Raw genomic sequence first — 24,564 nt, forward strand, 5'->3', positions numbered from 1 at the left:
CCCTAGTTGCGAGGGGGATCGATGACTGGATTCCTGCTACGACGTGCGCTCAACTACGTGGTGCTGTTGCTGCTGGCGTCGTTCCTGACGTTCAGCCTCACCTCGCTCACCTTCCGCCCGCTCGACAGCCTGGAGCAGCGCAATCCGCGGCCGCCGCAATCGGTGATCGACGCGAAGGCCGCCGAACTGCACCTGGACGACCCGATCCCGGTGCGGTACGCGAACTGGCTGGGCGGCGTGGTGCACGGCGACTTCGGCACCACCATCACGGGTCAGCCGGTGTCGGACGAGTTGGGCCGCCGGATCTTGGTGAGCATGCGATTGTTGATCCTCGGTTCCGTCATCGGCGCGGTGCTGGGGGTGCTGATCGGCGCGGCGGGTGCGATCCGGCAGTACAAGTTCAGCGACTACTTCAGCACCGTCGTGTCACTGCTGATTCTCAGTGCGCCCGTGTTCCTCGTGGCGACCCTGCTGAAATACGGTGCTCTCCAGATCAACTCGGCCACCGGCAGCCAGATCTTCCTGTACACCGGGGAATCCTCGGCCAGCGCGATCACCGGGTTCTGGCCGCAGTTCGTCGACCGGGTGCAGCACCTCGCGCTGCCGACGATCGCGCTGGCGCTGGGCAGCATCGCCGGCTACAGCCGGTATCAGCGCAACGCGATGCTCGACGTTCTGGGGAGCGACTTCATCCGGACCGCGCGGGCGAAGGGGCTGACCCGGCGGGAGGCACTGCTCAAGCACGGACTCCGGACGGCGCTGATCCCGATGGCGACCCTGTTCGCGTACGGGTTCGGGGCGCTGGTCGTCGGGGCCACGTTCACCGAGAAGATCTTCGGCTGGCACGGCATCGGCGAGTGGATCGTGATCGGCATCGACAATCAGGACACCAACATCGTCGTCGCGATCACGTCGTTCACCGGCCTGATCGTGCTGTTGTCGGGTCTGCTTTCGGACGTCGTGTACGCGGCGCTGGACCCGAGGGTGCGTGTCGGGTGACCGAGATCCAGATCGCGTCCACCGATGCGGCGGTGTCGGCCGTCGGTCGCCGGACCCTGCTGTTCCGGCGGTTTCTCCGGAACAAGCCCGCCATCGCCGGGGTGTGCATCCTGCTGTTGCTGTTCGTGGCCAGTTTCGTCGGACCGTACCTGCTCCCCTACGACTATCAGCAACTCGACTACACCGCGCTGCTGCAGCCGCCCAGCGCCGAACATCCGTTCGGCACCAACCAGATCGGGCAGGACGTGCTCGCGCAGACGTTGCGGGGGCTGCAGAAGTCGCTGATCATCGGCATCTGCGTCGCGCTGTTCTCCACCGCCATCGCCGCGCTCGTCGGTGCGCTGGCCGGGTATGTGGGCGGCTGGCCGGATCGGGTGATCATGTGGCTGGTCGATCTGCTGCTCGTCGTTCCCAGTTTCATCATCATCGCCGTGTTCACTCCCCGGCTGAAGTCGTCGAGTTCGATCGTCCTGCTGATCCTGCTGCTGGCGGTGTTCGGCTGGATGATCACCGCCCGGATGGTCCGCGGGATGACGCTGAGCTTGCGCGAGCGGGAATTCGTGCAGGCCGCCCGGTACATGGGGGCGCCGACGCACAAGATCATCACCAGCCACATCGTCCCGAACATCGCGTCGATCCTGATCATCGACGCCACCCTGAACGTCGGCGCCGCGATCCTCGCCGAGACCGGGCTCAGCTTCCTCGGGTTCGGCGTGCAGAAACCGGACATCTCCCTCGGGTCGCTGATCGCCGACGGCACCGAATCCGCCCTCACCTACCCGTGGCTGTTCATGTTCGCCGGCGGGCTGCTGGTGATCACCGTGCTGTCGGCGAACCTGGTGGGCGACGGTCTCCGCGACGCCGTCGACCCCACCTCCAAGCGCGCCCGGTCACGCAAGAGCAGGAAGAAGGCCAAGCAGTGACCGGGGAGCCGCTGCTCGACATCGAGAACCTGCGGGTCAGCTTTCCCAGTGAGGAGGGCCGGATCGAGGCGGTCCGCGACATCAGCTACACCGTCTCCGACGGCGAGGTGCTGGCCATCGTGGGTGAGTCGGGCTCGGGCAAGTCGGTGGCGTCCCTCGCGGTGATGGGCCTGCTGCCCGAGCACGCGCGCGTCACCGGCTCCATCCGCTTGCAGGGCCGCGAGTTGCTGGGCATGGGTGACAAGGAACTGTCGGCGCTGCGCGGGAAGACGGTCAGCATAGTGTTCCAGGACCCGCTGTCCGCGTTGACACCGGTATACCGGGTCGGTGACCAGATCGCCGAGGCGCTGCTCGTCCACGGCCGGGCGAGCAACAGGAAGGACGCCGAGCAGCGCGCCGTCGACCTGCTCGATCTGGTCGGGATCCCCGATCCTGCGGTGCGCGCCAAGGCCTTTCCCCACGAGTTCTCCGGCGGCATGCGCCAGCGGGTCGTGATCGCCATCGCTATCGCGAACGATCCCGCGCTGATCATCTGCGACGAACCGACCACCGCCCTCGACGTGACCGTGCAGGCGCAGATCCTGAACCTGCTGCGCAAGGCCCGTGATCTCACCGGCGCCGGCGTCGTGATGATCACCCACGACATGGGCATTGCGGCGACCCTCGCGGACCGCGTGGTGGTGATGTACGCGGGCCGGGTGGTGGAATCCGCGCCGGTGCGGGAGCTGTTCGCCGAACCCCGGATGCCCTACACCGCAGGACTACTCGTGTCCGTGCCGCGGATGGACGCGCCGATCCGGAGCCGCCTGGTCTCGATCGCCGGCGCCCCGCCGGCCCCGCATGCGCTGCCACCGGGTTGCACGTTCGCGCCGCGCTGCCCGCTCGCCGTGGACGCCTGCCTGCTCGCCGAACCGGAACTCGTCGCGACCGGGCCGGCCCATCGGGCGGCGTGCATCCGCGTCGACGAGACGGGCGCCCGCGACCTGTTCACGGCGTACCGGCGGGATCAGCCGGCGCCCGCCCTCACCGCGAGGACGGCGCCCGAGCACCGGGTGGTGCTGCAGGTGACCGACCTGGTGAAGACGTATCCGATCACCAGCGGTCTGGTGTTCCGCCGCAAGCGCGGCGAGATCCGGGCGGTCGACGGCATCACGTTCGACATCCGTGCCGGTCGCACGCTGGCGTTGGTGGGCGAATCCGGCTCGGGCAAGTCGACGACGTTGACGCAGGTCCTGGACCTGTCCGCGCCGGAATCCGGGTCGATCGAGGTGCTGGGCGCCGACGTCGCGGCGCTGAGCGCCCATCGCAGGCGTGCTCTCCGGCGGAAGATGGCCGTCGTCTTCCAGGATCCGACGGCGTCCCTGGACCCCCGGCTGCCGGTGTTCGACGTGCTCGCCGAGCCGCTGCGGCTGGACGGCCGGGGGCGCGAGGAGATCGGCCGCCGGGTACCGGAACTGCTCGACCTGGTCGGGTTGCGACGCGAGCACGCCGACCGGTATCCGGCCGATTTCTCGGGCGGCCAGAAGCAGCGGATCAGCATCGCCCGGGCACTCGCCCTCGATCCGGAACTGCTGTTCCTGGACGAACCGGTGTCTTCGCTCGACGTCTCCATCCAGGCCGGGGTGCTCAACCTGCTGCGCGACCTGCAGGAGCAGCGGGGCATGTCGTACCTGTTCGTTTCCCACGACCTGTCGGTGGTCCGCAACATCGCGCACGACGTCGCGGTGATGTACCGGGGCAGGATCGTCGAGTCGGGGGCCGCGCAGACGATTTTCGAGGATCCGCAGCACGAGTACACCCGGGCGCTGCTCGCGGCAATCCCCGTTCCGGATCCGACCGATTTGGCACACTAGGGTCAGCGAACTTCGAGGAAGGGCACATCCATGAGGATTCGTTCGGCGCGCACCCGCCTCGCGGCATCGTTCCTGGCCGTCGGCCTCGTTCTCGCCGGCTGCGGGGGTTCGGACACCGGCGCCGGGACCGGATCCGGGTCACTCGGCACCACCAACGACATCAACCCGCACGACCCCAGCGAACTGCGCGACGGCGGAAACCTGCGGTTGGCGCTGTCGGGTTTCCCCCCGAACTTCAACACGCTGTCCAACGACGGCAACGACTCCGAGATCGGCGGCATGCTGAAGCCGATGATGCCCCGCGCGTTCGGCACCGACGCCTCGGGGGCGCTGTCGGTGAACCACGACTACTTCGTCGACGTCGCGCTCACCGGCACCGACCCCCAGCAGGTCACGTACACGATCGACCCGAAGGCGGTGTGGTCCGACGGCACCCCGATCACGTGGGAGGACATCCAGTCCCAGGCCGCGGCGCTCAGCGGGAAGAACAAGGAATTCCTGATCGCGAACACGTCCGGGTTCGAGCGGGTGGACCGGGTCGAGCGCGGCGTCGACGACCGTCAGGCGGTGATCACGTTCGCCGAACCGTACGCCGAATGGCGGGGCCAGTTCGCGGGCAATTCGATGCTGTACCCGAAGTCGGCCACCGCGACCCCCGAGGCGTTCAACACGAGTCTGCGCGACGGGATCACGGTGACGTCGGGACCGTTCAAGATCGCGTCGATCGACAAGGCGCAGAACCGGATCACGTTGGGCCGCAACCCCGCCTGGTGGGGCAACACCCCGAAACTGGACACCATCACGTACAGCGTGCTCGACGACTCGGCGCGCATTCCCGCCCTGCAGAACAACGAGATCGACGCGTCCGGACTGGGCACGATCGACGAGGTCAAGACCGCGGAGGGTTCGGACGGCATCGCGATCCGCCGGGCGCCGGGAACCCAGTTCTCGCACATCACGTTCAACGGCGCGGACGGATCGATCCTCGCCGATCCGGAACTGCGGGTGGCGCTGTCCAAGGGCATCGACCGGCAGGGCATCGCGACCGCGATCCAGAACGGTCTGGTCGACGACCCGAAGCCGCTGAACAACCACGTCTACCTCAGCGGTCAGCAGGGCTACCAGGACAACAGCGCGGCCGTCGCGTACGACCCGGAGGAGGCGGCGCGGCGACTCGACGAACTCGGCTGGAAACTCAACGGCGAGTTCCGGGAGAAGGACGGGCGCCGGCTCGAGATCCGCGACGTGATGTACCAGTCGACCACCTGGGTCCAGATCGCGCAGATCGTTCAGCAGAACCTCGCGCAGATCGGCGCCAAGCTTAACATCGACACCCGCGGCGGCACCGGGTTCTTCACCGACGTCATCCAGCCCGGCGACTTCGACCTCGCCCAATTCTCCTGGGTGGGTGATCCGTTCCCGCTCAGCGGCCTCCCGCAGATCTACGCGTACAACCCCGAGGACCTGCAGGGCAATTACGGCCGGATCGGTTCGCCCGAACTGAATGCGCTGATCGAGCGGACGATCTCGGAACTCGACCCGCAGAAGGCTATCGAACTGGCCAACGAGGTCGACACCGAAGTGTTCGAGGAGGGGTTCTCGCTGCCGCTGATGCAGGCGCCGGGCAATGTCGCGGTGCGCGACAACCTGGCGAACTTCGGCGCCGCCGGTCTCGCGTCCTACGACTACACCAAGATCGGCTTCCTGAATTAGCGGGTTCGCGGCCGTGCGCTACCCGGTGACCGTCGCCGTGGGCGCACTGCTGGTGTGCGGCGGGTTCGCCGTGGTCGCCGACGCCGATCAACTCAGCGCGCTCGTCGTCGTGGCGGCGGCGGTGCTCGGGGTCACCGGCTACACCTGGTTCGCGGCCACCCGCGCGGCATCGGGGCCGGGACGGCAGGCCACGGTGCACCGAGTTCGCCAGCAGCACCGGCTGACCAGCAGGTCCTGGATCGAGGTCCGCGAAAAACCGGGTTCACGGTGGATTCCGGTGTTCTTCGATCCCGCCCTGCTCACCCTGCCGACCCCGACCGCGGCGACGGTGCACGACGCCGGCCGGCGCATCGTGGTGGTGTGGGAGGGCCGTCGCCTGCTCCCGTCCGGGCGAGCGCGTCGTTCGGAGCCACCCGGCCGGTTGACCGACAACCCGTCGCGTCCTGATCCGGACGGTCCGGTGCGCGCCCGGGTCGCGGTCCGGCCCGCCCGCAGGCTCGTCCTCGACGCTCAGTTCGCGGTAGCGGCACCGTTCGCCGGGGCACTGTGGGTGTACGTCGCGGGCGGCAGGCTTCCCGCATTCGCCGGCGCAACGTGCGTGGCCGCGGCCGTCGCCGTGTGGTTGGCGGCGGTCCGGGGCTCCGACCCCAGCTGAGGCGGGCTACGACATGGTGACGCCCGAGGTGACGAAGCACGGCAGCAGCCCGGCGATCTCACTCAGCACCGGTCCGAATCCGACGGCGGCCGGTACCGGGTCGTTGACGAACGCGACACCCCGGAACCCGGTGGTGAGGTTCGTGAACTGCACGACGGCGCCGTTCCACTGCGCGAACGGCGCGGCGGTGGTGTACCGGATCCGGTCGGGTCCGACCCGTTCCGCGTTGAACGTGAGCCACGCGCCGGGGGCGCACGTCGACATCGAGCCGGGGACGAACGGCGCGGCGGATGCGGCGCCGGGCACTGCGAACGACAGTGCGCCCGCGACGGCGATCACCGCTCCCAGCCGACCCAGCACTTTTCGAGTAGACATCGGAATTCCTTTCGGGGCGCGCCAATCCGTCTCCCCGAGTACGGCGGAACCGCGTCACTGAGTGTGAATACCAGGTCCGAGAATTATATCTCCGCAGGTACCTCCGGCCGCTAGGGCGTGTCTCTCAATTCCTCTCGGATGCACCTGGCGAAACGATCGTCGTCCGGCAAGGCGGAGGAGAAGCCGATACCGCTGTTGTATCGGCGCCGACGACAACGCAGCAGGGCGGCGATTGGGCGCCAGGAGCGCCGACAAAGGAATTGGGAGACATGCCCCAGGGTCAGGAGGCGTCCCCGACGTCCAATTCGAGGCGGTCCTCGTCGAACCGGACCACCCGAACGGTGCGCGTGCCGCCTGCAGTCGTGGTCACCTCGAGCCGCCCGTCGTCGTCCGCGGCCACCCACGTTCCTTCCCGTGGTTCGTCGGCGTCGCCCCGGCCGATCGCCCAGTCGACGAACGATCCGTCCGGCCGGAATTCGATACCGCCACGCCCCCGCGCCCGCGGGAAGTCGAATCCGGCGGGCCGGTACACCCGGACGCCGTCGTGGTCCTCTTCGAAGGAATGCCGCCAGCGTCCCGCGGCGCCCGGGACGACCAGCGCGGAGACGGCCGGACTCGCTGTCCGACCGGTCCACAGCGCCTTCCGGACGCCGTCCAGGCACGCCCCCATCCGGGCGCCCTGCCCCTTGGTGAACATCACCATCCCCGCGTCGTCCGTGTAGTCCATGTAATCCATGAACAGGTCGCCGTGGGGGCCGTTCCCGCAACTGATGTGCGGGAATCGCGGCATCCCGACATTCTGCCCGCCTTGGTTGGGGGTGTCGGCGACCTCGTCGGAGCCTCGGCACCCGGTGCCGTCGTCGCCCCAGATGTGGAAGAGGTTGAGGTAGTGCCCGATCTCGTGGGTCGCGGTGCGCCCGAGGTTGAACGGGGCCCGCGCGGTGCCCGTCGTGCCGAACGCGGTGTGGGTGATCACGACGCCGTCGGTGGCGACGGGGCCGCCGGGGAACTGCGCGTAGCCGAGCAAACCACCGCCGAGCGCACAGACCCAGATGTTGAGGTATCTGTGCGTCGGCCACGGGTCGGCGCCGCCGGTCTCCGCGGATTTCACGCCGTCGTTCTGGTCGAACGAGTCGACTTCGGTTGTGGTGCGGGTTATTCCGTTCGACGGCCGTCCGTCCGGGTCGGTGTCGGCGAGGAAGAACTCGATTCCGGCGTCGCCGATCAACTGCTCGAACACGGGCGGAACGGTGTCGATGTCGTCGTTGGTGGCCCGGAAGTCCTTGTTGAGCACCGTGATCTGGCTCTCGATCTGCGCGTCGGAAATGTTCTGCGCCGCGGTCTTCGACACCACGTGCACGACCACCGGAATCCGTACGGGCCCGCGGGCGGCGATCGACTGCAACGGCTCCAGTTCGATGCTCTGGTTCTCGATCTCCGATCGGGCGATGCGGTACGCCTCCGACTCGGTCAACAGCCGGCGGTGCACGTCCATCGCCCCGCACGTGCGGCGGGTCGGCGGATCGACCGCTGATTCGTTGGTGCTCATGACGTCGGGTTCCCTTCCGGTTTCAGAGGATCAGGTCCTGGGGGCGGATCAGTTCGCGGGGCAGGCTGCTGACCTCGATCCGTTCGAGCGGGTCGGCCGCGATGTAGGGGTCCAGGCCCAGACCGGTCAACTGAGCGATCCGCCGGACGGGCACCTGGAACGTGCGGTACGCGCCGTAGGAGAACGCCTCCTCCCCCTCGGCGAACTCGTCGAGCAGGGCGGCCTGGCTGAGCAGGTATCCGGTGACCGAGAGGCTGCCGTCCTGCTTCACCATGGCGACCGTCTTCCAGAACTGACGCGGGAGCGCCACACCGCGATACTTCGGGTCGTCCGGAGCGAGGACGGGTCCGGTCACGACGGTGACGGCGAGATCGGCGTTGTCCGCGTTCTTCAGGACGTAATCCTCGAGTCCCAGCCACAGCGTCTGCCCCGCGTTGAAACTGTGGTGTTGCGGAGTGCAATTGGTGAAGTGGAACGTGTCGTCGTTCGCCGCCTTCGCCAGCGGGCCCCAGGCCGGGTCGAGACGCCGCACGAGGTGCCCCCGGTCGAGCGGATTGTCGCGGTACACGTCCTCCCCCGTCTGCTGATCGGCGGGAAGCCGGGGGTCGAGAATCCATCTGTCGCTGTCGCGCCGGAGGCTCTGCGACTGTCGCCCGTCGATGTTCACGGCGGTGAACAGTGCCAGCGCCCGCTCGCGGTGCATCACGACGCTGAAGTGGTGATACTTCAACTCCGGTGACGCCACCGCCGTCACCTCGGGCCGCGGAAGCGGTAGCGGCACCCGCAGGAAGTTCTCGTTGTACCCACCCCGGGTGGCGTAGTTCGGATCGATCGAGATCGCTTCGGGCGCGGCCGCCGGTGAGTCGACGGATCCGAGACGCACCGTGATCTCGAGGGGAACCCGGACGGTCACTTCCCGTTCGTGGTCGAGCACCGGGCGCACCACCTGTGCCGTTCGCTCGGCGCCGACGACCTCGTCGACGAGGTCCCGCGACTGCGGGGTCAGGTTCTGCGCACGCACGTATTCGAGTATGCGGCTGATCCGCACCCCCTCGTTGAGGACTCCACCGAACTCGGTGTGCTGCGGCGCCCGCACACTCGCGTGGTGCAGGGCGACCACCTCCCACTGGTCGTTGAACACCGGTGAACCCGAGGATCCGGGTTCGGTGTCGGCGGAGTAGTGCAGGAACCGTTCGGGAATGTCGACGATGCGGTTCTCCCGCAGCGCGATCTGCTTCTTCTCGCCGCGGGGATGCTGCACGATGGTCACGAACTCACCGATGACGGCCTTGCCCTCCGCCTGGATCAGCGGGCTGAAACCGAACTGTGCGAGCGACCCGGGCTCGGCCCCGACCGCGACCAGCGCGAAGTCGCGTTCCCGGTCGGCGAGGTAGAACCGTCCCGGATCGAGCGGAAACATCTGCACGGGCCGCGGTTTGCCGTCGACGCCGTCCTGGTAGTCGAATTCGACCACGCTGCTGCGGGCGGTGTCGGCGTCCGGCAGCACGTGGTGGTTGGTGAGCAGCAGGGCAGGTGAGACGAGGAAACCGGTGCCGTAGCCCTGCAGGGTTCCCCGTGCGTCGCGGATGTTCACCCGTCCGATGGACCGGGCGGCGGCGACGCCGGCATCGAGGTAGCGGGCGCCGACGAAATCGGCTGTGCCCAGGATCTTCTCGAGCACGCGGTCCGGAAGGGTGTCCGCTTCCCAGTCACTCTCGCCGTAGTAGCGACCCAGCCGGTCCACTCGCTTCGCGATCCGTTCGGGCGTATCCGCCACGGCGACCCCACCGGGACCGTTGAGTGCGTCCACGTGCTCGCCGCGCTGGGGTGCCCGTTCCCGCGCACGCAGTTCTGCCGCATCGTGTTGTCGCTGCCGTTCCGCCTCGAATGTTCCCGCGGGCGTATCGATGGTGGTCATGGCTCGGTCCTCACGTAGGCGGGCGGCTCGGTGCTGTGGTTGCCAGCCTTCGCGCCGCGGGCGGACCGGTCATGCGTAGCCGGCTACTCGTTTCTCGGTCCGGCCGCGGCGCCGGCGCGTTCGTACTGTTCGACGCCGTTGCGGACGACCCGCCGGATGCGGGCGCCGTCGGCCACCAGGGCGTCGAGCAGCGGAACCGCCAGTTCCGGGCGGATCGGGATTTCCGCGAGCAGCTGCCCGAGTTCGAGTGCGTCCGATCCGAGGGCGCCGACGATGACCTTCCGCCGCGCGCTGTCCAGTGCGGCCTCGACGTCGAGTTGCTTCGCGGTGTCACCCTGCGCCGTCGCTATCGGTGTCGCCGTCTCGACCAGCAGCGTCCGGACGTCCCGCGCGGCCAGGTCGCGGTCGGTCGCCCACACCAGCATCGCCGCGACGGCCACGTACAGCGCGGCGAAGGTCGTGCCCTCCATCTCCGGCCGGTCGACGAGCCGCTCGCACGTCGTCCCGGTGATCGTCCGCGGCGCGTAGACGTCGGGTTTGCCCGCGTCGGGGAAGTACGGGGTTTCGTGGGTGAGGGTGCCGTCGTCCTCGACGGCACCGACGGCGAACGCGTCCGCACTCCACGCGGGATACGCCGGCTCGTCGGAGTGGTCACCCGACACGATCACGAGTCGACCGTCCCCGACCAGGCGCGCGATGACCGCGTTCTGCGCGTCGGACGGGACCGCGTTGCCGTAGTCGAACACCAGGATGTCCGCGTCGGCGAGGGCCGCGTCCTCCAGCCACCGGCAGACGTCGCGCTCGGACGGGACGCCGTGCGCGAACGCCAGCTCCTGAGGCAGGAGTTCGGCCAACGCCGATTCGCCCTGCCCCGTCTCGCCGGCCACCACCCGGCCCGGAACGTCGTGCCGGATGGCGCACTGCGTGACCGCCACCGCGATCTCCTCACGGCGACCGGCGGTGAACGGTCCCGCCACCGCCAACCGCAGTGCGCGCCGCACCGGCGCCGCGGCGGCCGCCTCGGCGTCTGGCGCCCCGGAGTCGGCGCCGAAGAAGTCGGACCCATTCGACACCGGCGGTGCCTGCTGCGCGGCGCCGACGCCGAGTTGCCGGACGAGCTGCGGCAGGTCCCGCGGTTCGAAGGTGCCGTTCTGGGCGGCGAGATCGGCCAGCTGCTCCCACAGTTCCAGGTGCCGCACGTCGGTGTAGAGCCGGGAGAGATCCTGCTCCGGGTAGCGCGTCAGCGTGGGCAGGTTGCGCCGGATCCATTGCCACACTTCGGGCCAGGACAGGGCGTCGAGGCGGATCGTGCGCACTTCGGCGGCGCGGAGCGGCTCGGTGAGTCCAGCGAGTTCCCCGGTGGTCGCCACGGCGAGCCGCGCGTCGCCCCGCCGCTGTGTCAGCAGGACCAGGGCGGCGAGGAGGTCCGAGGCGCCGGGAGTGTCGCCGACAAGCAGGTCGCCGTCGTCGACGACGATCGCGGTGGGGACTTCGGTGAGGTCGTCGAGTAGCCGCTCCCACCAGTCACCGGCGCTGAGCCTGCCCTGCCGCGCGGGGCGCACCCCGGCGTCGTCCATCAGCTCGGCGACGAGGCGGCACAGTTCGTGGAGCGGGTCGGGTTTCGCGAGCAGCCGTTTCGTGCTGACGAACAGGTTCGCGATCTGCGGTTCGAGCTCTTCGAGCACGCGGTCCAGGAGGGCGGTCTTTCCGGTGGAGGGCATCCCGACCACGTGCAGCAACCGGGCGGACGTCCGCCCGGACAGCACGTCCACCCCCTCCCGCAGTTCCGCGAGGCGGGAGATGAAGCGGAGTTCGCCCTGCCGGATCCCGATTCGCCGCGAGATCCGCCGCGGCGACGGTTCCGGCCGCGCCTTCGCGTCGGGGTCGATGATCGCGCCGGGCTCGCTCCCCCCGACGAACAGGCAGGGCACCGCCCAGTCGAGCAGGGGGTCGCCGCTGTTCTCGTCGCCGTTGATGGCGAGCCGCGCCAGCCGCAACGCCTCCGCGACGGGCTGTCCGGCGGTCAGTGCCTCGTAGAAGAAGCGCGTCAGCAGTCGCTCCGTCCGGAACGGCAGCACCGCCTGCATGCCGATCACCATGGGGCACGCATCACGCACGCAGATGTCGGCCGACGACAGCGGCCCCGGCCACGGGTCGTCGTCGGTGGCCCCCTCCGGCGCCCGGGCCGTCTCGCAGCCCGCGAACACCGCCAGCCGGAGGTTCGGCAGCTGCTGCAACAGCAACGCGAACTCCTGGCTCGGCAGCAACATCCCGCGCCCGTTGCGCCGCTCCACCTTCAGCCCGTCCGGATTGGCGTGACCGAGATAGTGGAAGAGGTGAAACCCTCGTCTCTGCATACCCATTCGACTGCGGAGACGTTCGACGGACGGCCGGTCCTCGACCACCACCCGGAGCAGACCACGATCGACGAGCGGTCGCAGTTCCGCCAGCAGGCTGCGTTTCTCGGCATACAGGTCGAACGGGGCCTCGGAATCCTCCGGCCCCTCCCGCAGCGGACTCGACATCACCAGCAGGAGATTGAGCGGCGGCGCGATCGGCGTCTGCCGGATCGGGTAGGTACGCGAACGCCCGGACCGCACCACGTGGACGTCGTGGGCCATGGCGAGGAACTGGTCGGGGCGTTGCGGATCCAGCAACAACTCCCACGGCCAGGCGCACACTTCCTGCGGCGCGGCGAGGATCCGCACGAGGAGCTGACTTCCCGACCGCCCGGCGATCCCCCGGCTCTGCTGCAGCAGTGTTTCGATCTCGGGGATCCCGAACACCAGGTCCGTCAGCACTTTCCCGACGTCGAGCGCGTGGACCGCGGCATCGGTGCGCGCATGCCGGACAGTGTCGGTCAGCCATCCGGACGGCGCGTCGATCGTCTTTCCCGTGACGTCGTTCGGCAGTTTCCATTCCGGGATCTCTCGCCGCACCGCGAACACCGAGCCCATCCAGGACTGCGCCGACAGCCAGACGTGATCGCCCGCCCGGAGGACGCTGATCTCCAGTTCCTCGAAACCGCTTGCGGGCTTCATGTTTCCGCGCTCCTAGGCGTCCACGGACCGGGCGATCTCGTCGAGGTCGACCACACTCGCGACGTCGGTGACCGGGTGCACCCCGGGCGCGCGCACGGTGATCCGGTAGTCCTGGGCGGGCAGCCCGTCGAGGACGGCCTGCTGCCAGCCGTCGACGGCCGGCGACAACGGGTGCTGCCTGCCCGGTCCGCCCGCGACGGGCTCGACCGACGCGACCAGCCGAGCGCCCCCGGCATCGGTGCGCGCGCGGATCACCAGCGGCTCGGCGGTGGTAACGTCGTCGACCTCCAGCGCGACCGATTCGTTCACCGCAGGAAACACGTTCGGGGGCGCGAGAACTGCGGTGGTCAGGATCCCGCCCACGTGGTCGAGCACCGGGTCGTCGTTCTGCAGGGATCCGTGCCGCTGGCTGAAGAACGCCGCGTTCTTCCATCCCGTCATGAGCTCGTGCGGGGTGGCCGACAGCTTCGGCACGGTGCCGTCCCCGCCGCTCTCGCCGGGCCCGCGGACGGTCAGCGTCTCGACCTTCGTCCCGGCGAGCCGGGCGGCCCACTTGGTGGGCTGGAAGTCGCCGATCACCGGACGGATGTCGTAGCCCTCGGGTCCCGCCTTCAGCCGCGCATCGACGGTGTCGCGCAGGTCCCGGTGCAGGCGCACCGCCGCCCCCATCCGGCCGGCGTCGAGACCCGTCCCCGACCAGTCGAGCGTGTCGTCGTCGAGTGCGCGCCACGACCCGTCGTCACCCGCCATGCACCGATACGACGGCAGCAACTGGTAGGCGGACGTGAATGACCCGATCAGCGCACCGAGGTCGACGGTGAACGGACCCCACCCCTTGCGGAATCCGTTGACGAGGAAGTCGAGCGCATTGACCGAACCCGAGTACGGGGTGCCGAACGTGACGAGGGTGCGGGTATCGCGCCAGCCGTCCAGCAGTTCGAGGAACAGTCGGGCGACGATTCCGCCCATGGAGTGGCACACCAGCACGAGCTTGGCATCGGTGTTGCCCGACTTCTCGCGCCACCGCGCCAGCCAGTCGTGGGACCGCCGGGCCAGCGCGCGGGCCGCCACCCGGTTGTCGCGCCGCCAGTCGTAGGGCAGTTCGAAATAGTTGTCGCCGGGAACGGCCCCGAATCGGCGGACCAGGTCGTCGCGGAACTTCGTGTAGCCGTCGATCTTCCAGTCCAGACCGGGAACGAAATGGAAGTCCGGCACCAGCCGGGTGGCCACGACGCCGTCGCCGAGGTCGTCGACGTCCGGGTCGTCGCCGTCGAGTGTCAGGCGTTTGATGTTCCTGCCCAGCGACAGCACGCTCGCCAGCGCGACTCCCGGTGTCGGTGCCCACACGTCCTTGCCGTCACGCGCGAGGACCGATCCACCGATGCCGGGCAACAACACGACGACGTCTTTCATCACGGCCTCCGGGATCGAACGCCCATAAGAGGGCGGCTTCGAATCCCAGTCTTCTCTTACTCGCCGCAATACACACGAGTAGCGGACCACTCGGTTTGCAATATTTCGGCGGGCCGCCGACGCTCAGCGCTGCGCGAAGTTCAGGTAGGCCTTCGACGGTGTCGGGCCGCGCTGGCCCTGGTACTTGGAGCCGACGGCCGAGCTGCCGTACGGGTGCTCCGCCGCACTCGACAGCCGCAGCAGGCACAGCTGGCCGATCTTCATCCCCGGCCAGAGGGTGATGGGCAGGTTCGCGACGTTGGAGAGTTCCAGCGTGATGTGCCCGTTGAAACCGGGGTCGATGAACCCTGCTGTGGAGTGCGTGAGCAGTCCGAGGCGGCCGAGCGAGGACTTGCCCTCGAGGCGTCCCGCCAGGTCGTCGGGCAGCGAGCACACCTCCAGCGTGGACCCGAGGACGAACTCGCCGGGGTGCAGAACGAACGGCTCCCCCTCCGCCGGCTCGACCAGCGTGGTCAGCTCGTCCTGCCGCTGAGCTGGGTCGATGTGCGTGTAGCGGGTGTTGTTGAACACCCGGAACAGGCTGTCGAGGCGCACATCCACGCTCGAGGGCTGGACCATCGAATCGTCGAACGGGTCGATGCCCAGACGTCCAGTGGAAATTGCGGCACGGAGATCGCGATCGGAGAGGAGCACAGGTAGAGGTTAACGGGTGTGGATGGCCATCGAGAGCAGCAGTTCGGTGCAGGTATCCACCAGCTCCTCCTCAGGCAGCGTCACGGTCCCGTTCAGCCACGCCGTCAGGGTCTGGGCGAGGCCACCGACCATGAAGTGCGCGGCGAGGTCGAGGCGCGGGCTCTCGGCCACCTCGTAGTACCCGACCGTCTGCTTCGTGACCAGGCCCGCGAACAGTCGCGAGCTGTCGAGGCGGCGCTGCGCCAGCACCGCGCTCGACTGCGCCACCGAGAACATCAGCCGGCCGTGCCGCGGATCCTCGGCGACCTCCCGCACGATGTTGCGGACCCCGGCGCGGACGATCTCGCGCTCCCCCGGCCCGGCGTTCGTCACGGCGTCCAGGGTGCTGGTCGCGATGCGCTCCACGACGTGGTCGTAGACGGCGACGGTCAGCGCCTCGCGGTCGGGGAAACTCTCATAGAAGTAGCGGGTGGCGAGTCCGGCCTGCTTGCAGACTCCGCGCACGGTCAGGGCGTGGTCGCCGTCCGCGCTGCCGAGCAGGTCGAGTCCGGCCTCGATGAGCTGGCCGCGTCGTTCCGATCGACGCTGGTCACCCTCTTGGCCGCCGTACACCCTGTCCGACGCGATTGCCATGGAAACATCTTCGCACTTGCCTCTGGACTCGCCACATATATGTGAGTACGGTCGTATTCAGATAGGGAATTCACCGCTTGCGACAGGAGTGCACATGTCGACATCCCTCGAGGTGCCGGACCGACTCGAACTGGTCATGGACGGAGCCGGCCTACTCGCCGGCGCAGCGAACGTGATCATGCAGCTCTCCCACCCCGCCGTCGGATACGGCGTCGTGGAAAGCCGCGTCGAAAGCGGACAGATCTTCCGGCACCCGATCAAACGCACCCGGACCACCCTCACCTACCTCGTCGTCGCCGCGCGCGGCACCGAGGAAGAGAAGGCCCAGTTCCGCAAGGGCGTCAACCGCGCCCACGCCAAGGTGCGGTCGGGGCCCGACAGCCCCGTGCAGTACAACGCGTTCGACCCCGAACTGCAGCTGTGGGTTGCCGCCTGCATCTACCGAGGATTCGAGGACGTCCACCGCTCCATGCACGGCGAACTCACCGCCACCGAGAGCGAATACTTCTACCAGCAGGGCGCCACCTTCGGCACCACCCTCCAGGTGCCGAAGGAGATGTGGCCCGACAACCGGGCCGCGTTCGACGAATACTGGGAGAAAGCGCTCGCCAACGTGTCGATCGACGACACCATCCGCGAATACCTGGTGTCCGTCGCCAAGGTCGAATTCATGCCCGCCGTCGTGTCACGACTCTTCGGCCGACTCAACCTGTTCTTCACCACCGGCTTCCTCCCGCCACTCTTCCGCGACCAGATGCGCCTCACCTGGACCGCCAAGGATCAGCGGCGCTTCGACCGGACCATGAGCACCATCGGCGCCGTCAGCCGGCGCGTCCCCGTCACCATCCGCGAACTCCCCTACATCTTGCTCATGCGCGATCTCCGACGCAGAATGCGGACCGGCAAACCCCTCGTATGACACTCCACGCGTGTGCGCGCGTAGTCCGGATCACCATCTGATAATGTTGCCGCCGCAAGGTGTTGGGCCTGCCTACGGGCGCCCAATATCGTGCGCGCCGATGTAGTTCAATGGCAGAACATCAGCTTCCCAAGCTGAATACGCGGGTTCGATTCCCGTCATCGGCTCCATAGGGTGTTCACCCAATAAGCCTCCGGTGTGCACGACGTCGTCGGCCCGCTGTGCGGCGCGCGCACCGAGACGGGATGGTTCGGGCAGCGCACCCGGTTCGGATCGCACCTCGTCGAGGCTCCCGAGTGGGTCCCACTCCTGGCAGGCGGCGATCATCCTGTCTCGTTCGACTGACGCGTCTCCTCGATGCGCTGCCGTTGCCGGACCCCGTACGCCGCCTCCCTGACCGCGGCATCGTCCTCGAGACCCGACCCGAGTGCCCCACCGATGGTCGCGATGGACGCCAGCAGCCATGTGAGCGTCAGGTAGTCGGTGAAGCTCACCCCGTGCCCGAGAATGCGGGACAGCAATTCCGGGGGAAGGGTGAGCGCCGCGGTGAACAGCAGCAGACAGAACAGGGCCACATGGAGGACGACCACGCCGATGACCAGGGTGACCACGGTCGCGGTGTTGTACAGCACCGAACGGTCGCGTTCCTCCGGCGACTTCGGCCGCTCCCAGAGTTCGTGGTCGAGGATCAGCCAGAGAATCATCGCCACGATCGACAGGACCGTCGCCGCACTCATCCGCCACGGACCCATCGTGTCGGCGAACAACCAGATCGTGCTGGTGGCCAGCGCGATCGCACCGGTGGCGAAGGCGCCGACGAGAACCTTCGACAGTCCACTGACCAGCCGCCACGGCCGGTTGGCACGCACCATCCCCGACAGCAGTCGCAGTCGCCGCAGTCCCGGGGGCGCGAAATACCGGATACCGTCCCCAATCTGCGCAGACGGGAACCGTCGCGCCGCGCCGGGGGGCGTCAATTCCGGTTCACCGAGAATGCGGGCGATCGCGAGTTCGGCGACGCTGCGGACGCGGCGCTCGATGTGGACGCCACCCACCCCGGCGACGGAGATGAGCGCGAATTTGTGGTCTGCGCTGACTTCGGCCACCACCGGCAGGGTGTCCTCGCGGCGTGGCAGATCGGTGAGGTACACGACGATGTCTTCCTCTTCGGCTGACGGATCAACCGTGTCGATGACATCGGCGAAATCCGCTTGCTCGTCGGGGAGATAGGGCTTCCGGCGCACGCACGTCGTCCACCGGCGCTCCAGCCCGTCGGGGCTACCCAGGCGTTCCGGCAGGCGCTCCGCGACGGATTGCGCGAGTGCCGCCGGTTCGCCCGGATCCGCGATCAACAGCACCGAGACCCGCTCACCCGCGGCACCGGATTGCCCTTGGAGTTGCTCGTTCGCCTTCACCACCTTCGCTTACCCGCCCGGTCTGCCCCCAAACTCCCAGGCAGTGGGTGTGAGTCGATTGTGGCGCCCGCTGTCCGTCCGGTAGACACGTCCGCCTGGTCCGCGGAGGCATCGTCGACAAGAGCGGGAATCGGTGGGATCTTCATGCTGGCCTCCGGACTCACTCCCTCACGGCATAGCGGAGGAAGACCATGCCGAGCGCGGTTTATCTTGATCACCCGTCGGGCACCCGAGCACGGACATCGACCGACGAGAGGTGTGGTTCCCAGTGCGAGCAGTCACGTGGCAAGGCAAACGAAAGGTCAGCGTCGACACCGTCCCCGATCCGAAGATCGAACACCCGACCGACGCCATCATCAAGGTCACGACGACGAACATCTGCGGTTCCGATCTGCACCTGTACGAAACTCTCGGCCCGTTCATGGGAGAAGGGAACATCCTCGGCCACGAACCGATGGGGATCGTCGAAGAAGTCGGCACGGCGGCCGGCGACCTGAAGGTCGGCGACCGCGTCGTGATCCCGTTCCAGATCTCGTGCGGCGACTGCTTCATGTGCAACCTGCAGCTGTACACGCAGTGCGAGACGACGCAGGTCCGCGAGCAGGGCATGGGAGCGGCGTTGTTCGGATTCTCCAAGCTCTACGGCGAGGTACCGGGAGGACAAGCCGAGTACCTGCGCGTCCCCCAAGCCCAGTTCACCCACATCAAAGTCCCCGAGGGCCCGCCGGATTCCCGATTCGTCTACCTGTCCGATGTGCTGCCGACGGCGTGGCAGTCGGTCGAGTACGCCGCCATCCCCGAGGGCGGGTCGGTCACCGTGCTCGGCCTCGGCCCGATCGGAGACATGGCGGCGCGCATCGCCCACCACAAGGGTGCACGGGTCATCGCGGTCGACAACGTCCCCGAACGTCTTGCCCGCGCCAAGGCCCGGGGCATCGAAACCCTGAACCTGGACGAGCACGGCGGCGATCTCGCCGACGTCATCCGCGATGCGACCGACGGTCGCGGCACCGACTCGGTGATCGACGCGGTCGGCATGGAGGCGCACGGTTCACCGATCGGCAAACTCGCCCAGCAGATCGTCGGGTACCTGCCCGACGCGGTGGCGGCGCCGCTCATGCAGAAGGCCGGTGTCGACCGACTCGGCGCCCTGTATTCGGCGATCGACATCGTTCGCCGCGGGGGAACCATTTCCATCATCGGCGTCTACGGCGGCATGGCCGACCCGATTCCCATGCTCACCCTGTTCGACAAGCAGATTCAGCTGCGCATGGGCCAAGCCAACATCAAGAAGTGGGTCGACGACATCATGCCGCTCCTCGGCGACGACGACCCACTCGGCGTCGACACCTTCGCCACCCACGAACTCCCCCTCGAACAGGCACCCCACGCGTACGAAATCTTCCAGAAGAAACAGGACGGTGCGGTGAAGATTCAGCTCAAACCCTGAACAACGTCGCCGCGGCTCCACCAGTACGACACTTCACAGCCGCCTTGCTCACCGCGGCCAGCTCCCCCATCAGGCCCTGTTCCCTTCGGTGCACACGACAATGTTCGAATCCATCCTCACAGCCCGGCAATCGCCCCGCGGTCCCGGGTGAGGGCTGCGGATGGGCGGGTCAGGCTGTGCGGCGGGAGGTGTGGGCCGCCGCGCACATCGGGCACCACGTGCGCTCACCGACGATCCACCCGTTCGTCTCGGCGAAGGCCACCGCCTGAGCTTGACTGGCGACGGCAGCGGCGAAGGTGTGCTCACACAAATCGCTCTGCACCGTCCATCCACGCCTGCCCGTGGAACGCACCAACGTATGAACAGTCATGTCACCCCCGCGACTTCGACACTGTGCCCCCAGCATGGCACAACCCGTCCTGGAGTGGTGGCCCACGCAGGCCAGGCCCCCACCGGGACCGCGCGTTCGAGCTTGCAGTGGAACGGGAAAGTCCCTGGGGCGCCGAGAACCGATCCGATCAGAGCTTCGTCGCCGTCAATGCTCACAATCGTGGACACCGAGGCTCCCTGCTTATCTTCAGCTCACCCCACATCCGCATCGCTGACCTGCGCGGATGCGTGGTGACTAGTGTTGCCGACGAAGCCGTTCGGGTGGTCCGGTCTTGGTTGTGAATTCTTCGTCGGCGTGTCGCGACGGAGTCCCTGGCGGACATGGTCATGCGGTGGCGAAGGGAGTTCGACGGACACCGGTTGACCGCCGGAGCTCTCGGATCCGGTGCGCCGTCTTGCGTCGCCGCACAGGCCACCGCGCGGCGGCGCGTCCGTATCGCCGGGGCGGCCGCTACATCGTCATTGCCGGAATCGTCGTCGCTGGTCGAACAGGTCGGACCGGTCATAGTTGTCTGGGTGTCCGGCCCCGGGGTCGGTGGTGGTGCGTTGGGCAGCCGCGAGCCCGCCGATCAGAACCCCGGCAATGATCGCCAGCGTGAGCCAGACCGGGAGCTGGCCCTCCTCCGGGATCACGGCGACGGCGGGCACCATGGCGTCGGCGAGAAATGATGTCATCGGATTGCGACCTTTCCAAGAGAGCGGAACAGGAGGGGAGCAGTGTGTGCTGGCTGGGCTCAAGTGACCGGCAACCCGACCAGGCCGGCGGCCAGTCCGAGCAGCGCACACACCCCGAGGGTGCGGAGCACCGACCAGTGCAGCCGGTAGATCATCACCCCGGCCAGCACGCCGATGACCAGGGCGAGCGGGCGGAAGGTGCCGAGGTCGGGGACCAGCAGGTGGATCGGACCCCAGTGCCACAGGGAGGTTTCGGCGAAGAGGGTATGGACGGCGAAGTAGAACGCCAGGTTGGCGATCACCCCGACCACGGCCGCGGTGATGCCGGACAGCGCCGCCGTCAGGTGGTGGTTGTGGCGCAGCCGTTCGACGTAGGGGGCGCCGAGGAAGATGAACACGAAGCACGGCACGAACGTCACCCACGTCGTCAGTAGCGCACCGAGGGTGGCGGCGACCCAGGGGTCGAGATCGCCCGAGTTGCGGTAGGCGCCGAGGAACGCCACGAACTGCACCACCATGATCAGCGGACCGGGTGTGGTCTCGGCCAGACCGAGACCGCGGACCATCTCGCCGGGGGCGAGCCAGCCGTAGGTTTCCACCGCCTTCTGCGCCACGTAGGCGAGGACGGCGTAGGCGCCGCCGAAGGTGACCAGCGCGGTGCCGGAGAAGAACAGGCCCTGCTCGGTGAACACACTGCCCCGCCCGGTCAGCGCGATCACGGCGACCATCGGGATCGCCCAGGCGATCGCACCTACGGTCAGAACCAGCACCGCGCGGCGCAGGCTGGGGGCGTCGGCGTGCAGGGCGTCGTCGGCGATCAGCGGCGGCGTTTCCTCGGCGTCGTCGGTTGTGCCGTTGCTGGGGGTGTCGCCGCGGCGGCCGATCAGCCAGCCCGCGAATCCGGCCACCGCGATGACGATCGGAAACGGCACCGCGAACAGGGCCAGCGCCAGAAATGCGACCACGGCGATCGCGATGTGCGCGGGCCGGGTCAGCGCCCTCTTGGCGACCCGGGTGACGGCCTGGGTGACCACCGCGAGGACCGCCGGGGCGATACCGGCAAAGATCGCCAACACGATGGTGGCGGTGCCGAACGCCACGTAGATCACCGCCAGCCCCAGCATCGCGAGCATGCCGGGCAGCACGAACAGCACGCCGGCGATCAGCCCGCCGATCGTGCCGTTGAGCAGCCAGCCGGTGTAGATAGCGAGCTGCTGGGCCTCCGGGCCGGGCAGCAGCATGCAGTAGTTCAACGCGTGCAGGAACCGCTTCTGACCGATCCAGCGTTTCTCGTCGACCAGGGTGCGTTGCATGACCGCAATCTGCCCGGCCGGCCCGCCGAAGGTCTGCAGCGAGATCAGGAACCACGCCCACGTCGCCTCCCTCAGCGGGATCAGGTCGCGGCGACGAGCGTGGGTACGCGTTGTACCGGTGGAAGATTCGTGGGGGCTCACATCAGCTCCAAGACCGAAAGAGTGTCGGGACGGGGGTTGTCAGGAGGGTTCACGGCCGGACAGCACCCGCTGGCGGTGAAACTCGTACAACCCGTCGAAGATGCGGGTGGCCACGGCGAGGGTCTCGTCGTCGGTTCCGGTGAGCGACAGTCCGCGCAGCACGGTGTCGAGGCCGGGGGCCTCGGGGGCGTCGTAGCGGCCGTCGTCGATGTCGGCCTCGTGCACGATCTCGGCGAGCACCCACAGCACCGGGTCGGTGAGCTCGTAGCGGCGCAGGATCGTCTCGAAACTACAGTCCCCGTGGTGATGGGAGAGTTCGACCCCGCGCATGTCGAACGCGGTGGCATCCGGTGGGACGTCGGCCGGATCGCTGACCCACAGGAACTGGGCGTCCGGGTCGATGTTGCGGCGGATCAACCAGGCGCACGCGGCGCGGTCGATGTGGATGCCGGCGCGGGTGGCCCACCTCATCGCTGCACCTGTGCTTGTGTGGCGGGCACGGCGGTGGCTAACTCCCGCAGGATCGTCTCCGCTCCGTCCCGCGCCGGGGTGGGGAAGAAGGTGCGCTTGTCGATTTCCCGTACCCGCCGCCGCAGCTGGGTGAGTTTCTTGTCCCGGGCGGCGGTGTCAGGAAGGGAGTGGAGGGTCTCGGCGGCGGCGGTGACCTCGTCGTACTCGGCGGCGCGGTCGGCGGTCATCTTCTCGCGCATCCGCTGCTGCTGGGCGCGGGTGGTGGGGGCGGCGGTCCACACCTCGGCCTGTCCGCCCGCCTCGATGACCTCCTCGGCGAGCCAGTCGAACTGCTCCCGGGTCCGCGGTGCGGCCGGCAGCACTACCACCCCGTCGGCGAGCTGGAACACGCCGTAGCGGCGGAGCTTGCGCCACACCGCGATCCGCGGGGTCGAGGGCTCGCGCGGGATCCGATACGCCAGCATCACCCACTCGTCGAGGGGGGTGTCGGGGGTTGCCTCGGCCGTCATGTTGGTGATGTAACCACGGTTTCACCAAAAATGTCCACCCCGGAGGAGCCCCGCCCTGGACGCCGAATTGAAACCGTGGTTACCGTGGAATGGCCGGCCCGGCACGACCGGCACGAACCTCACCCCGGGAAGCTGAGTACCCGCGCCGAGCAGACGCCGCCGCGGTGGCGGGCAGGAGGCCCACACGATGACGCAGGCTCGCACCCGGAACCCGGCGGCGCGGCGAATGCTGCTCGCGGTCGCTCTGGTCGCCACACCGGCCGCCGGGTGCGCGCAGCCCACCCCGCCCGGCACCGGACCGCTGCCACTGCAACCGGTAGGAGAGATCGCGTTGCCCGGCAACGGGTCCCGGTTCGACTACGAGAGCCTGGACGCCGAACGGGAGCTGCTGTTCATTGCGCATCTCGGGGCCAGCGAGGTCATCGAGGTGGACCTGCACACCAGGCAGGTGGTGCGGACCATCCCGAACATTGCCCAGGTGCACGGTGTTCTCGTCGTCCCGGAGCTGCGCCGTGTCTACGCCACCGCCACCGGTGACAACCGCCTGGTGATCCTCGATGAGGACACCGGCACGCTCCTCGCTCACGGCCCGACCGGCGACTATCCGGACGGGGTCGCCTACGACCCGACACGCGATGCGGTGTGGACCACCAACGAATCCGGCGGATCGGAAACGGTGCTCGACGCCGCGACCGCGCAGGTCCGCGGGACCGTCGATCTGGGCGGTGACGTCGGCAACGTCGCCTACGACCGGATCGCCGATCAGATGCTGGTCGCTGTGCAGGGCCGCGACGACCTCGCCGCCATCGACCCGCAGACCCGGAGGAAGCGGTGAAGGTCATCGGTCCGGGTTACACCGTCGCTGTCAGCGGTTTCGCCAGCGCCGGGACACCCAAGGCGGTCATCCCGGCCTTGGCTGACCGGATTCACGCCGCCCGCGCGGCCGGCGCGAATTTCACCATCGACCTGCTGACCGGGGCGTCCGTGTCGACGGAGACCGAGAGGATGCTCACGGAGATCGACGGAATCGCCCTGCGGATGCCCTACCAGGCGGAATCCACGGCCCGGCAGAAGATCAACCAGGGACGGATGGATTACGTCGACATCCACCTCTCACACGTGGCCCAGCAGGTGTGGGAGGGCTACTACGGCGTGGTGAACGTCGCCGTCGTCGAGGTTTCCGGCATCACCGAGACCGGCGAGCTGATTCCGTCCGCGTCGGTCGGAAACAACAAGACCTGGCTCGATGTCGCGGAGAAAGTCATTCTCGAAGTCAACTCGTGGGTCCCGGACGCGATGGACGGTATCCACGACATCTACTACGGCACCGCACTGCCCCCGCACCGCCGGCCGATCGAGCTCACCGACGTCGAGGACCGCATCGGTCAGCCCCACTACCGGGTGGACCCGGGCAAGGTGGTCGCGGTCGTGGAGACAAGTGCGCCCGACAGCGCCAGCCCGCTGACGGCCCCGGACGCGGTCAGCGAGGCGATCGCTGCCCACGTGCTGGAGTTCT

General features: G+C 68.2%; 20 protein-coding genes, 1 tRNA gene and 2 pseudogenes. 10 read left to right on the forward strand and 13 right to left on the reverse strand.

From position 1 onward, the window contains the following. The first annotated feature begins 21 nt into the window (after positions 1 to 21). The 5 genes from MLGJGCBP_RS33770 to MLGJGCBP_RS33790 are packed head-to-tail and all read left to right on the forward strand — an operon-like array spanning position 22 to position 6,143. Complete coding sequence (locus MLGJGCBP_RS33770; protein WP_087559684.1) at positions 22 to 999, forward strand: ABC transporter permease; 978 nt, start codon at positions 22 to 24, stop codon at positions 997 to 999. Further along, on the forward strand, positions 996 to 1,922 hold the full coding sequence (locus MLGJGCBP_RS33775) for an ABC transporter permease (RefSeq protein ID WP_160101180.1): 927 nt from the start codon (positions 996 to 998) through the stop codon (positions 1,920 to 1,922). Before MLGJGCBP_RS33770 ends, MLGJGCBP_RS33775 begins: the two co-directional genes overlap by 4 nt. Further along, positions 1,919 to 3,775, forward strand: coding sequence for a dipeptide ABC transporter ATP-binding protein (locus MLGJGCBP_RS33780; RefSeq protein WP_160101182.1), 1,857 nt, complete (start codon positions 1,919 to 1,921; stop codon positions 3,773 to 3,775). Before MLGJGCBP_RS33775 ends, MLGJGCBP_RS33780 begins: the two co-directional genes overlap by 4 nt. A 30-nt stretch (positions 3,776 to 3,805) precedes the next feature. Further along, positions 3,806 to 5,488, forward strand: a complete 1,683-nt coding sequence (locus MLGJGCBP_RS33785; RefSeq protein WP_087559681.1) for an ABC transporter family substrate-binding protein — start codon at positions 3,806 to 3,808, stop codon at positions 5,486 to 5,488. Between the two features lie 49 nt (positions 5,489 to 5,537). Continuing rightward, positions 5,538 to 6,143, forward strand: a complete 606-nt coding sequence (locus tag MLGJGCBP_RS33790) for a hypothetical protein (protein WP_160101220.1) — start codon at positions 5,538 to 5,540, stop codon at positions 6,141 to 6,143. 6 nt (positions 6,144 to 6,149) lie between these two features. Here MLGJGCBP_RS33790 and MLGJGCBP_RS33795 read toward each other — a convergent pair whose 3' ends face one another. The 7 genes from MLGJGCBP_RS33795 to MLGJGCBP_RS33825 all read right to left on the reverse strand — a co-directional run bounded on the left by MLGJGCBP_RS33795 (position 6,150) and on the right by MLGJGCBP_RS33825 (position 15,765). Beyond that, entirely contained in the window at positions 6,150 to 6,518 is a 369-nt protein-coding gene (locus MLGJGCBP_RS33795) for a hypothetical protein (protein WP_087559680.1), read from the reverse strand. A 280-nt stretch (positions 6,519 to 6,798) separates the two neighbouring features. Next, positions 6,799 to 8,067, reverse strand: a complete 1,269-nt coding sequence (locus MLGJGCBP_RS33800) for a zinc metalloprotease (protein ID WP_160101184.1) — start codon at positions 8,065 to 8,067, stop codon at positions 6,799 to 6,801. Between the two features lie 22 nt (positions 8,068 to 8,089). Then, the gene (locus MLGJGCBP_RS33805; protein ID WP_160101186.1) at positions 8,090 to 9,985 is read right to left on the reverse strand and encodes a DNA/RNA non-specific endonuclease; all 1,896 of its coding nucleotides are present in this window, start codon (positions 9,983 to 9,985) and stop codon (positions 8,090 to 8,092) included. Between the two features lie 83 nt (positions 9,986 to 10,068). Further along, complete coding sequence (locus MLGJGCBP_RS33810; RefSeq protein ID WP_160101188.1) at positions 10,069 to 13,026, reverse strand: CHAT domain-containing protein; 2,958 nt, start codon at positions 13,024 to 13,026, stop codon at positions 10,069 to 10,071. 12 nt (positions 13,027 to 13,038) lie between these two features. After that, entirely contained in the window at positions 13,039 to 14,439 is a 1,401-nt protein-coding gene (locus MLGJGCBP_RS33815) for a lipase/acyltransferase domain-containing protein (protein ID WP_160101190.1), read from the reverse strand. 123 nt (positions 14,440 to 14,562) lie between these two features. Then, positions 14,563 to 15,132 (reverse strand): dCTP deaminase, encoded by a 570-nt coding sequence (dcd, locus tag MLGJGCBP_RS33820; RefSeq protein ID WP_087555169.1) that lies wholly within the window; start codon positions 15,130 to 15,132, stop codon positions 14,563 to 14,565. A gap of 9 nt (positions 15,133 to 15,141) precedes the next feature. Then, entirely contained in the window at positions 15,142 to 15,765 is a 624-nt protein-coding gene (locus MLGJGCBP_RS33825; protein WP_160101192.1) for a TetR/AcrR family transcriptional regulator, read from the reverse strand. Between the two features lie 94 nt (positions 15,766 to 15,859). Between MLGJGCBP_RS33825 and MLGJGCBP_RS33830 the strand changes: the two genes are divergently transcribed. Together MLGJGCBP_RS33830 and MLGJGCBP_RS33835 are read left to right on the forward strand one after the other, a co-directional pair. Further along, positions 15,860 to 16,684: an oxygenase MpaB family protein gene (locus MLGJGCBP_RS33830; RefSeq protein ID WP_160101194.1), complete on the forward strand. Its 825-nt coding sequence runs from the start codon at positions 15,860 to 15,862 to the stop codon at positions 16,682 to 16,684. A 96-nt stretch (positions 16,685 to 16,780) separates the two neighbouring features. Then, a tRNA-Gly gene (locus tag MLGJGCBP_RS33835) sits at positions 16,781 to 16,854 on the forward strand. 153 nt (positions 16,855 to 17,007) lie between these two features. Here the strand turns inward: MLGJGCBP_RS33835 and MLGJGCBP_RS33840 are convergent. After that, positions 17,008 to 18,099, reverse strand: coding sequence for a hypothetical protein (locus tag MLGJGCBP_RS33840; RefSeq protein WP_160101196.1), 1,092 nt, complete (start codon positions 18,097 to 18,099; stop codon positions 17,008 to 17,010). Between the two features lie 268 nt (positions 18,100 to 18,367). On the opposite strand from MLGJGCBP_RS33840, the gene MLGJGCBP_RS33845 reads away from it, so the two are divergent. Continuing rightward, the gene (locus tag MLGJGCBP_RS33845; protein ID WP_160101198.1) at positions 18,368 to 19,549 is read left to right on the forward strand and encodes a zinc-dependent alcohol dehydrogenase; all 1,182 of its coding nucleotides are present in this window, start codon (positions 18,368 to 18,370) and stop codon (positions 19,547 to 19,549) included. 169 nt (positions 19,550 to 19,718) lie between these two features. On the opposite strand, the gene MLGJGCBP_RS33850 is transcribed toward MLGJGCBP_RS33845, so the two are convergent. From MLGJGCBP_RS33850 to MLGJGCBP_RS33870, 5 genes are all read right to left on the reverse strand, one after another. Further along, a complete protein-coding gene (locus MLGJGCBP_RS33850; RefSeq protein WP_160101200.1) occupies positions 19,719 to 19,919 on the reverse strand; it encodes a hypothetical protein in 201 nt (66 codons plus the stop codon). A gap of 479 nt (positions 19,920 to 20,398) precedes the next feature. Continuing rightward, the gene (locus MLGJGCBP_RS33855; protein WP_160101202.1) at positions 20,399 to 20,614 is read right to left on the reverse strand and encodes a hypothetical protein; all 216 of its coding nucleotides are present in this window, start codon (positions 20,612 to 20,614) and stop codon (positions 20,399 to 20,401) included. 59 nt (positions 20,615 to 20,673) lie between these two features. Further along, on the reverse strand, positions 20,674 to 22,068 hold the full coding sequence (chrA, locus tag MLGJGCBP_RS33860) for a chromate efflux transporter (RefSeq protein WP_160101204.1): 1,395 nt from the start codon (positions 22,066 to 22,068) through the stop codon (positions 20,674 to 20,676). Between the two features lie 39 nt (positions 22,069 to 22,107). Further along, positions 22,108 to 22,539: a chromate resistance protein ChrB domain-containing protein gene (locus MLGJGCBP_RS33865; RefSeq protein ID WP_160101206.1), complete on the reverse strand. Its 432-nt coding sequence runs from the start codon at positions 22,537 to 22,539 to the stop codon at positions 22,108 to 22,110. Further along, on the reverse strand, positions 22,536 to 23,048 hold the full coding sequence (locus MLGJGCBP_RS33870; protein ID WP_160101208.1) for a Chromate resistance protein ChrB: 513 nt from the start codon (positions 23,046 to 23,048) through the stop codon (positions 22,536 to 22,538). The genes MLGJGCBP_RS33865 and MLGJGCBP_RS33870 overlap by 4 nt, the downstream gene beginning before the upstream one ends. Positions 23,049 to 23,274: 226 nt before the next feature. Here MLGJGCBP_RS33870 and MLGJGCBP_RS33875 point away from each other — a divergent pair. Together MLGJGCBP_RS33875 and MLGJGCBP_RS33880 are read left to right on the forward strand one after the other, a co-directional pair. Beyond that, a pseudogene (locus tag MLGJGCBP_RS33875) lies at positions 23,275 to 23,868 on the forward strand (YncE family protein); the annotation flags it as partial. A gap of 11 nt (positions 23,869 to 23,879) precedes the next feature. After that, a pseudogene (locus MLGJGCBP_RS33880) lies at positions 23,880 to 24,564 on the forward strand (propionyl-CoA--succinate CoA transferase); the annotation flags it as partial.

This window comes from Rhodococcus sp. T7, from assembly GCF_009872365.1.
In the GTDB taxonomy this organism is placed as follows: Bacteria; Actinomycetota; Actinomycetes; order Mycobacteriales; family Mycobacteriaceae; genus Rhodococcus_F.